The 2,395-nt window shown below is 55.1% G+C and carries 3 protein-coding genes; all 3 read left to right on the top strand.

From position 1 onward, the window contains the following. Window positions 1-198: ankyrin repeat domain-containing protein (locus WBB95_RS29150; RefSeq protein ID WP_424490733.1), on the top strand; the 198-nt coding region annotated here is incomplete at its 5' end. Window positions 199-676: 478 nt separating this feature from the next. Further along, on the top strand, window positions 677-1,525 hold the full coding sequence (locus WBB95_RS29145) for a hypothetical protein (RefSeq protein WP_424490732.1): 849 nt from the start codon (window positions 677-679) through the stop codon (window positions 1,523-1,525). Window positions 1,526-1,758: 233 nt separating this feature from the next. Continuing rightward, window positions 1,759-2,395: hypothetical protein (locus tag WBB95_RS29140; protein WP_424490731.1), on the top strand; the 637-nt coding region annotated here is incomplete at its 3' end.

Here is a 2,395-nt window from a genome sequence, read left to right as displayed (position 1 = left end):
GCCGAAGTCAATGCAGTTGACACCGATGAAAAGTTTACGGCGCTCATGCACGCGGCGGCTGAGGGGCAAGTCAAGGTTGTGCAGGTGCTTTTGAACTATAAAGCAGACGGTACCGTTCGTGACGCTGATGGTGACACCGCGCGAGATTTCGCCGCGAAAAATGGCCACGCCGAGGTTGTCCGGTTACTTGCCAAGTAGAACAGAAAACGCGCCGTGCGCCCGCACGTATCGTCCGTGGGAAGCAAAAGGCGTTGATTTGTTGGGTAGACTGGTCTCTTCTCTTTTGTTGAGGCATACTCGCGCGCAAACGCCGACCTCGGACCGGTATTTTAAGAGCTACGTCGATATCGGAGCATAACGGCACGAGCAAAACTTGGACGGTTAATGGACCTTCCCGGCACCGCAACCGGTGAATTGACCCGTTGCCGATTCCAAACGAAGCGGCTTATCGGCCGCTTCGTGCCTGCGGCGATGAGGGGAGCACTCTGAAGAGCACGTGTTGTGTATGTTAAACTTGCGCGAATACACCGTTTGTGCTGGCTTGCGTCAGTGATTCTTCCTTCATCTGGATTTTTCCGATTCAGCGGGTAGATCGGACGGGCGATAGCCAATACGTGGGGCCGTGCCTCTCTACCGCGCCAATGGATGGCTGAAAATCAATAAAAGGAGTTTCCTGATGTTTCGACGTCTCTTGTTTATGGCGTTGCTCGCGCCCCTGATGGTAGGCAGCGCGTACGCTCAAGAAGGTGGCGGGGCAGCCGCCGCAGTCAATCCCAGCGCGCCACTGTCCCAATTGCAGTTTCAAAACACGTTCATTCCCGAATCGTACGGCGGCAGCGGATACGCGAACCAATTCATCGTCCAGCCAGTGATTGCCGTCAACAGAAAACCCGATTCCTATTTCCCGTACCACATTATCCGGCCGACGCTGCCAATTCTGGCTCCAACTTCCGATCCGGATGGACCGGTTTTTGATGTTGGAGGCCTGGGCGACACGACTTACTTCGATCTTTACATTCACCCGATTAAAAAGGGAGTCAATTACGCGATCGGCCCTGTGGCGGTCTTGCCAACTTCGACCAGCCTGCAGTTGGGCGCGGGAGAATGGCAGCTCGGCCCGGCGTTTGCATACATTGATGCTGCCCTATTCGAAGACTTGACTTTTGGTGCTTTGGTCGAGGCACCCTTTTCATTGGAAAGCGACATCTATTCCGTCACAGTTCAGCCAATTTTCACCAAGTTGCTGGGAAATGAATGGTTCGCGGGTGTCGGTGACCTCGCATGGAAATTCGACGATCAAGACGGTAACTACAATATTCCACTCAGCTTGCAACTCGGGAAAGTTATCAAAGCGGGAGAGCTGCCGTTAAAAATCTTTTTACAGCCGCAATATACACCTGCTGGCTTAACATCCCAGGCGACCGCCAATTATGGTGTGAAACTCAGCGTGTCATTTTTGTTGCCGGGCGCCACGTTTGGCTACGACGAAGAGAAACACTGCGCCCGCTGCGGCGGCCGCCGTTAGCGGTGGAGGGCAGGTGTGCAGCACGCACCCGCCACTGTCTCCAGCGTAAACCTTGAAGTGGGGCGGATTGAGGCCGCGAAAGGATGCAACCAGATCCTGCCAAATCGACCCGGTCATGGAACCCTAGGTACCGCCTGAAATTGCCTTGCTGCCTCCTTCTTGTGAGGCAATTTCGGGCGGGAACAATTTATTCGCGACAAACTGGCATTTGCGACAAAATGGAAAGAGAAGCAATGAGTAGTGCAAGACTGATCTCCCTCATCGTCATTGGAGTTCTCTTCGGCGTGTACCTGGAGAGTCCTCTGCGTGCCGAGTTGCGCCAGCCTTCGTCAATCACTTCTGAGCAAGTCGGAAGTGGGCCAGCTGAGTGGACCTTGTTTGCAGGTACTGCCAATAATGGCAACCAGCAGCACCCAGCCACGAGCTTCGAGAGTTTAGCGGGACTAAGTCTGTGCGGCTGTGACAGCTCTGCAATGGACTGTGGGTGTGGCACCGATTGTGGTGCTGGCGTAGCTCCGACAAGCTGCTTAACGCGCTCGCATTTGCTGGGCGACTGGCTGGGCGTGCGACCAGGGCTCGCAGAGCACGGCATCCTCGTCGACCTCTACCAAACCAACTACTACCAGGGAGTCGCCAGCGGAGGTGTTGAGCAGACCTTCAAATACGGCGGCAAACTCGATTGCGAGGTTACCTTCGAGGGCGCGAAGTTGGGGTTGAACAAAGGCTTCTTCGCCTTCATGCACGCCGAATCTCGCTACGGCGACGCTGTAAACCTTGATGCCGGAGCCCTGGCATTTCCTAATACGGCCATGATCTGGCCCTTACCGAAGCACGTTACCTCGATCTCCGGGCTGTACGCCATCCAAACAC

This window comes from Pseudomonas sp. (assembly GCF_049645325.1).
Classification (GTDB): Bacteria; Pseudomonadota; Gammaproteobacteria; order Pseudomonadales; family Pseudomonadaceae; genus Aquipseudomonas.
Note: the sequence above shows the minus strand (reverse complement) of the source record. Positions and strands in the feature narration are given on the sequence as shown.

Excerpts from the sequence above, each read along its gene's own strand:
- WBB95_RS29145 (WP_424490732.1), top strand. The coding sequence starts at position 677 with ATGTTTCGACGTCTCTTGTTTATGGCGTTGCTCGCGCCCCTGATGGTA.